The 6,144-nt window shown below is 32.8% G+C and carries 10 protein-coding genes; 5 read left to right on the top strand and 5 right to left on the bottom strand.

Features of this window, described 5'->3' with window-relative positions:
• Nucleotides 1-149: 149 nt before the first annotated feature.
• From ACP69Y_RS15680 to ACP69Y_RS15670, 3 genes are read right to left on the bottom strand one after another with little or no spacing between them, the layout of a single operon-like run.
• Nucleotides 150-437, bottom strand: coding sequence for a type II toxin-antitoxin system RelE family toxin (locus tag ACP69Y_RS15680; protein WP_151208196.1), 288 nt, complete (start codon nucleotides 435-437; stop codon nucleotides 150-152).
• Nucleotides 427-675, bottom strand: a complete 249-nt coding sequence (locus ACP69Y_RS15675; RefSeq protein WP_151208195.1) for a type II toxin-antitoxin system Phd/YefM family antitoxin — start codon at nucleotides 673-675, stop codon at nucleotides 427-429. The genes ACP69Y_RS15680 and ACP69Y_RS15675 overlap by 11 nt, the downstream gene beginning before the upstream one ends.
• A gap of 2 nt (nucleotides 676-677) precedes the next feature.
• On the bottom strand, nucleotides 678-1,100 hold the full coding sequence (locus tag ACP69Y_RS15670; RefSeq protein WP_425919386.1) for a hypothetical protein: 423 nt from the start codon (nucleotides 1,098-1,100) through the stop codon (nucleotides 678-680).
• A gap of 305 nt (nucleotides 1,101-1,405) precedes the next feature.
• On the opposite strand from ACP69Y_RS15670, the gene ACP69Y_RS15665 reads away from it, so the two are divergent.
• The 3 genes from ACP69Y_RS15665 to ACP69Y_RS15655 are packed head-to-tail and all read left to right on the top strand — an operon-like array spanning nucleotide 1,406 to nucleotide 2,815.
• Nucleotides 1,406-2,095 (top strand): HNH endonuclease, encoded by a 690-nt coding sequence (locus tag ACP69Y_RS15665; protein ID WP_425919385.1) that lies wholly within the window; start codon nucleotides 1,406-1,408, stop codon nucleotides 2,093-2,095.
• 4 nt (nucleotides 2,096-2,099) lie between these two features.
• Nucleotides 2,100-2,483 carry a hypothetical protein gene (locus ACP69Y_RS15660; protein ID WP_425919384.1) on the top strand — a complete coding sequence of 128 codons (384 nt, stop codon included), beginning with the start codon at nucleotides 2,100-2,102 and terminating at the stop codon, nucleotides 2,481-2,483.
• 20 nt (nucleotides 2,484-2,503) lie between these two features.
• A complete protein-coding gene (locus tag ACP69Y_RS15655) occupies nucleotides 2,504-2,815 on the top strand; it encodes a hypothetical protein (RefSeq protein ID WP_425919383.1) in 312 nt (103 codons plus the stop codon).
• A gap of 70 nt (nucleotides 2,816-2,885) precedes the next feature.
• Here ACP69Y_RS15655 and ACP69Y_RS15650 read toward each other — a convergent pair whose 3' ends face one another.
• Nucleotides 2,886-3,236: a DUF3147 family protein gene (locus ACP69Y_RS15650; protein WP_425919381.1), complete on the bottom strand. Its 351-nt coding sequence runs from the start codon at nucleotides 3,234-3,236 to the stop codon at nucleotides 2,886-2,888.
• A gap of 306 nt (nucleotides 3,237-3,542) precedes the next feature.
• Here ACP69Y_RS15650 and ACP69Y_RS15645 point away from each other — a divergent pair, with 306 nt between their 5' ends.
• On the top strand, nucleotides 3,543-5,420 hold the full coding sequence (locus ACP69Y_RS15645) for a potassium transporter Kup (RefSeq protein WP_425919380.1): 1,878 nt from the start codon (nucleotides 3,543-3,545) through the stop codon (nucleotides 5,418-5,420).
• A 162-nt stretch (nucleotides 5,421-5,582) separates the two neighbouring features.
• Here ACP69Y_RS15645 and ACP69Y_RS15640 read toward each other — a convergent pair whose 3' ends face one another.
• The gene (locus ACP69Y_RS15640; RefSeq protein ID WP_425919379.1) at nucleotides 5,583-5,843 is read right to left on the bottom strand and encodes a helix-turn-helix domain-containing protein; all 261 of its coding nucleotides are present in this window, start codon (nucleotides 5,841-5,843) and stop codon (nucleotides 5,583-5,585) included.
• Nucleotides 5,844-5,958: 115 nt separating this feature from the next.
• Here ACP69Y_RS15640 and ACP69Y_RS15635 point away from each other — a divergent pair, with 115 nt between their 5' ends.
• The gene (locus tag ACP69Y_RS15635; RefSeq protein WP_425919377.1) at nucleotides 5,959-6,138 is read left to right on the top strand and encodes a hypothetical protein; all 180 of its coding nucleotides are present in this window, start codon (nucleotides 5,959-5,961) and stop codon (nucleotides 6,136-6,138) included.
• Nucleotides 6,139-6,144: the final 6 nt, after the last annotated feature.

Raw genomic sequence — 6,144 nt, 5'->3', positions numbered from 1 at the left:
GTCCATGGTGATAAAAACCATCATAAACCAGACATTTTTATTGGTGAGAATATAGACACTTTAAATGGGTTCTAACAGTTAAATTTCGCATAAGAGATTTTATGTTAAATAATAGGGGGATGATTAAATTTAATCATCCCCCTTAATTTTCAAGATTGTCGTGAGCCTGCTGTATTATAGACAGCGTTATTTTCACGTCTGCCCACAGCAATTACTAATACAACAATCTCATCATCTATGACCTCATAAACCAAACGATAGCCAACGCTACGAAGTTTGATTTTATATCGGTTAGGATGCCCTGATAGCTTGTTCTTAGGAACTCTAGGATTCTCTAAGACTTTCATTAGTTTCTTTTTTAATGGCTGCTTAATACTGGGATTAAGCTTATTCCATTCTTCTAATGCTTCTTCTAAAAAGTCTAGCTCATAACTCATTTATATTTACTCGGATGCGTTTTTGGTTCGCACGAGTATCTGCAATTTGATTAAGTTCTAAGTCTTCTAACTGTTCAATCATATTTTCATACAGTTCAGCAGGGATACAGTAGAAAGCAGGTGTATTACGGTTGAGAATAGCAACAGCTTCACCTCTACCTGCTAATACGGTATCCATAGGACTTTTCTTTAGTTCAGTAATACTTGCAGTCATTCGTGCATGGATTAGTTGAGTCATAGTTAAGCCTTTATAGAATTAATAGATTGAAGTCTAGGTTGAAGCAGTACGAGATGATTCTCATGTTTTATCGTTTGAAATATTTCAATCAAATGTTTGAAATGGTTTATTAAAATTGTTTTTTTAGATAGTTTTTTTAATTTAAAGAAAGAGCTACTAAGCTTATTTAAAACAATAAAAAATTGTCTTTTATCAATAGCACGTCTATCAACAGCACTAGTTAAAACTTCTAAAGCTCTTTTTAGACTCCTAATTTGCCTAATAGATTCTAGTTTTCGAAGATTTTTTTCATCTAATTCAAGTAATCTATCAAGCTCTGTATCTATTTTATCAAACTCTAGATATAGCTTATCTAATTCATCAGAATCTCTTTGCAGATCTTCTAATAAAGCATCAAGCTCTAGATCTTCTAGTTCCGAATTCATATAACAATCCTCATTGTTAAATAAACATTAGCATATTATTGGTGCTTTTAAAAGACTTTTAAAGGTGCTTTAATGAGTGCTTCTATACTAGATATGTCACATCCATAATTATTAAATATATATTATTGATTTTTATGTATTTTTTAAATTTAAGTTTAGTCACTAGCCTAGGTTTTTTAGTTTTCTATAACGGCCATTATGTTAAATGAAGACAAAATTCATTTTGTAAACTATTCTATTACTATCCTTTTAAATAAATGATAATTTATTTAATTATTAACAACTTAACTGAATGATGAAATGCAATGGCCGGAATTACTGATAAAAGTATAAAAATCTTATGGGCAAATGCTGCTGGTCTTTGTTCATTTGAGGGGTGTAATACGAAGGTTACAGGTATTGCTGATGGTCCATACACTTTAGGTGAAATGGCCCATATAAAGGGGAATAAAAAAGGTTCAAATCGTTATGACCCTCAGCAGTCAGATATAGAGAGACACGATTACAATAATTTAATTCTCCTTTGTCCTACACACCATACTTTAATTGATAAGCCTGAAAATGAGTCTACTTACACGGTAGATTTACTCCATAAGATGAAGAAGCAACATGAAGAAACAATATTAGAAAAGCTAGTTAATAAAGAAATCAAAAATTTATGTGAATTAAAACATACAATAAACCAGTATTTAACCGATAATTATAATGCTTGGAATCAATATGGTCCTCTATCAGAAAGAGCACAAAGAAACCCTCAAAGTCAGCAATTATATGAAAATTGGATACAGGCAAGAAGTGAAATAATTGTACCTAATAATAGATTAATTTATGCCCTATTAAGCAAATATCGAAACCTATTTAGTCAATCTGATCAACAAGCTATTAGTGAGTTTATTTTGCATGTTGAGAGCTATGAGAGATGGATAACTACTATAAATTCATATGAATCTGTAGTACGTTTCCCTCAAAGTTTTAGAAATTTAATTCAAGGATAAAAGCATGGCAGCAGCTAATAAAGAATTCCCTTGGATGAGTTATTATGGAAACTATAATTTTTTCCTTAGAAAACTTAAAGTACATGATAAAGTTAATGAAATTAAAAGTATTGATGCTAAAAATGGAATATACAAAATACATTTATCAGATAGGTCTATAAATGTATTTATTTGTGAATGTTATTCTTTTGGGGTAGCAGAATACTATGAATTATTAGGTAAAATTGATGTAGAAATTGATGCTATTGTTATTAATTCTAACTGGTGTTCATATAGTTCTGATGTAAAAGAGCAATGTAAAGAATTGAGAGTTGGTGTTTTTAAATTTGGTGAATTTTTAGGTGCCATTAATCGTAGAGACTTTTGGAATTATGTTTCTCCAGATTAAATACAAAAAGAACAGAATCAATGTATGAAGAAGTTTTAAAACTATATGGATTTGGTTCATTTTTTAATATTGGAAAATCTACGTCTGACATAGATTTTGCTATAATTCATAGAAATACATCAAGACAATCCTGTGAAGAAGCAATTAGCTTGAAACAATTAATTTTAGTCAAAGTTCCTAATGCAGATGTGACAATGCTATCTGATAAGGAAGAAAGTGAAATGAATTTTATAGAAATAAGTAGAGCTAAATTATTAGGGAGCATTAACTCTTCAAAAATCAGAAAAGAATTATTTTACATATTGGATCAGTATGAAATTGATATAATTTAATTCTTCTAAAATTAACATAATACGAATTATGTTAATTTTAGAAAAACCAACATTACTTTTCTTAAGTCATTTACATCAAATCAATACCGAAATGGTGCAATATGGTAGCCCAAACAAGAAAAATAAGGGTGGTCATTACACAACAAATAGCTAGAGATAGCCAAAATCCATAACGTTGATAAAGTATAGGGAATGCTAAAAACATAGGTAATGTCGGCACCACGTACCAAAAGGTGTACCAAGCATGATTTGAAATTTTATGTGGGTCTTGATTCTCAAGTTTCATCCATATCAGCACAAGTACCGTTACAATAGGTAAGGCTGCAATTAATCCACCTAGACGGTCACTACGTTTAGCCACTTCTGAAATAAGTATGACCATCCCAGCAGTTAGAGCGTACTTAGCAATAAGCCAGACCATGTGAATTTCCTATAGGAAACAAAAATTCTATTTTATAGAATGTTTAAGTTAACCACATATCTTATTCAATCTATAGCTAACTAGATAGAAAAAAGTTTCATCATTCTATTGTTCTTTAACATAAGAGCTATTACATGAAATTAGCTATTATTTTTATGAAAATTAATTAAAATGCACTTGTTTAGTGCGCACTTACATAGAAAAGCTATTAGATTCTTAAAAGGCATGGTTTTTTTATGTGTAAGTGATTTCAGAATAACTCTAATGATAAAATTTTAGGTTCATCAATTTTTTGATTCTCCTAGTATGCAGAATAAAATAAGTAAGCCGGCAGTACCAGCATTAACGCTGGCTGCATTAGGAGTGGTATTCGGTGATATAGGAACGAGCCCTTTATATGCATTAAAAGAGAGTTTTCATGCAACTCGTGGGTTACCAATTAACGAGGTTAATATCCTTGGAATTCTGTCTTTAATCTTCTGGACTATTACCTTAATTGTTTCAATCAAGTATGTATTAGTCATTATGAAGGCCGACAACAATGGTGAAGGAGGGATTATGGCTTTATTGGCCCTAAATCTTCGCCAACAAGGTCTCTCTCCTCAAAAAAAACTCATCATCATTATTTTAGGTTTTGTCGGAGCATCTTTATTTTTTGGAGATGGGATTATTACTCCTGCAATTTCCGTACTTTCCGCAGTTGAAGGCATTTCAATTGCGACACCAGCTTTGGACCGCTTTATTATTCCAATCAGCATTGGAATTTTATTAGCACTATTTGCCGTTCAAAGACATGGTTCTGCGGTAATGGGAAAGTTTTTTGGTCCTATAACACTGATATGGTTCCTGTCTATTGGAGCCATCGGTATTAACAGCATTATTCAAAGTCCGTTTGTTCTCTCATTACTTAGCCCACATTGGGCTTTTCTGTTTGTAGTCAATAATCCTGTTATTTCATTTTTTGTGATGGGAGCTGTCGTTCTAACAGTGACAGGTGGAGAAGCCTTATATGCAGATATGGGACATTTCGGAATTCTCCCTATTCGGTTGGGTTGGTTTTTAATTGTTCTGCCATGTTTAATACTAAATTATGCAGGACAAGGTGCATTACTGTTACGAGATCCAAGCGCAATCACCAATCCCTTTTATTTGTTGCTTCCCTCAGCGCTTCTATATCCGATGATTCTTCTTGCAACAGCGGCCGCAGTAATCGCTTCTCAAGCTTTAATCAGCGGTATATTTTCCATGGCCAAGCAAGCAATCCAACTGGGATATTTACCACGCTTAACAATTTTGCATACCTCTGATTCAGAAATTGGACAAATCTATATTCCATTATTAAATTGGTTGCTCTTCATTTCTATTATTATCTTGGTACTGCTATTTGAGAATAGTAGCAGTCTAGCAGGAGCATATGGATTGGCAGTAACGGTAACCATGTTTTGTGACACGCTGTTAGTTGCATTTCTCGCTTATAGCTATTGGAAATGGAAAACATGGAAAGTACTTCTTTTCATTATTCCTTTTGTCTTTATTGACCTAATCTTACTGAGTTCTAATCTTCTTAAAGTGCTTATTGGGGGATGGGTACCTGTATTTATTGCATTTATAGTTTTCACTCTAATGATGACTTGGAAAAAAGGCCGGGAAATTTTACAGGCAAAATTACAGCAGGATACACTACCATTAGATATTTTTTTGGAACACATGGGTAGTTCAAGTCAGAACATTAGTGGGAATGCAGTATTTTTAACGGGAACACCACAAGTCGTACCTCACGCTCTTTTGCATAACCTGAAACATAATAAGGTTCTTCATGAACGTAACTTACTTGTAACAATCAGCGTTTCCGAAGTTCCTTATATTAATGAAGAAAATAGGGTGGAGACAGAGGTACTAGATAAGGGTTTTTATAGAATACGTTTAAATTACGGTTTTAAAGAAGAACCAGATGTACCTAAAGCACTAGAAAAAGCCTTCGATATATTAGGACTGGAATATAATTTAATGGATATAAGTTTCTTTATTTCTAGAGAAAGACTTATTCCAAGTATGTCCAATAAGATGTCTACTTGGCGTGAGAAGCTGTTTGTAGCAATGCAAAAAAACACCAGTCCGGTAAGCGATTTTTATAAAATTCCTTCTAACAGGGTTGTAGAATTAGGCAGTCAGGTTGAAATTTAAGATATTTCAATTTTAATTAGACACCTTCTTAGAAGGTGTCTATAAAACCGGTGGCTATTCAAATACCGCTCATACGAACCCTAGAGTCTATATCTAGTTTTTCTCTGTTAGAAACTATTTTAATTGGTGAATAACATGAAATGTAAGCCCAAAATAGTAATTTTATTCATCATCTTCTTTGAATAAAGATTCAATTTCATCCCAAGCGGGAAATTTATACTTTTTGGGTACAACTTCGAACTGTAAGCCCACACAATTAAGTACTTTTTCAAACAAGTCAAAAGAGCCTGTGAAGCGACCGTTCTCAATTTCAGAAATTGTTGTTTTATGGACTCTAGATTTTTCTGAAACTACTTTTTGTGTATAGCCTAGCTTTTTTCTTGCAGAGCGTATTTCTTGTCCAATTTCGCCTCTAGAAGCCATATGTTTACTTACTCCATATCTTTTAGGTCGCATTTTTATTCGCTATATAGCGAATTTTATCTAGTTTATACTTAATGTTCGCCATATGGCTAACTATACCATGAGATAAAACTAAATGAGCTTAGACGAAGAAGAAATGCGTGAAGCATTGGGAAAACAAATGGTTTCTGATCTATTAGAGATTGCTCAGCTTACCCAACAGCCTATTAAAGAAATGCGTTCGAATGCCAACGGTGTATTTGAAGAAGTAAAAAAGCCTGTTTCCGATCAGGATCAAAATACATCCTCAAAGTGAGTCTTT

This window comes from Acinetobacter sp. TSRC1-2 (assembly GCF_049895885.1).
GTDB lineage: Bacteria > Pseudomonadota > Gammaproteobacteria > Pseudomonadales > Moraxellaceae > Acinetobacter.
Note: the sequence above shows the minus strand (reverse complement) of the source record. Positions and strands in the feature narration are given on the sequence as shown.

Coding starts and splice junctions, on each gene's coding strand:
- ACP69Y_RS15680 (WP_151208196.1), bottom strand. CDS start 437: ATGAGTTATGAGCTAGACTTTTTAGAAGAAGCATTAGAAGAATGGAAT.
- ACP69Y_RS15675 (WP_151208195.1), bottom strand. CDS start 675: ATGACTCAACTAATCCATGCACGAATGACTGCAAGTATTACTGAACTA.
- ACP69Y_RS15670 (WP_425919386.1), bottom strand. CDS start 1,100: ATGAATTCGGAACTAGAAGATCTAGAGCTTGATGCTTTATTAGAAGAT.
- ACP69Y_RS15665 (WP_425919385.1), top strand. CDS start 1,406: ATGGCCGGAATTACTGATAAAAGTATAAAAATCTTATGGGCAAATGCT.
- ACP69Y_RS15660 (WP_425919384.1), top strand. CDS start 2,100: ATGGCAGCAGCTAATAAAGAATTCCCTTGGATGAGTTATTATGGAAAC.
- ACP69Y_RS15655 (WP_425919383.1), top strand. CDS start 2,504: ATGTATGAAGAAGTTTTAAAACTATATGGATTTGGTTCATTTTTTAAT.
- ACP69Y_RS15650 (WP_425919381.1), bottom strand. CDS start 3,236: ATGGTCTGGCTTATTGCTAAGTACGCTCTAACTGCTGGGATGGTCATA.
- ACP69Y_RS15645 (WP_425919380.1), top strand. CDS start 3,543: ATGCAGAATAAAATAAGTAAGCCGGCAGTACCAGCATTAACGCTGGCT.
- ACP69Y_RS15640 (WP_425919379.1), bottom strand. CDS start 5,843: ATGGCTTCTAGAGGCGAAATTGGACAAGAAATACGCTCTGCAAGAAAA.
- ACP69Y_RS15635 (WP_425919377.1), top strand. CDS start 5,959: ATGAGCTTAGACGAAGAAGAAATGCGTGAAGCATTGGGAAAACAAATG.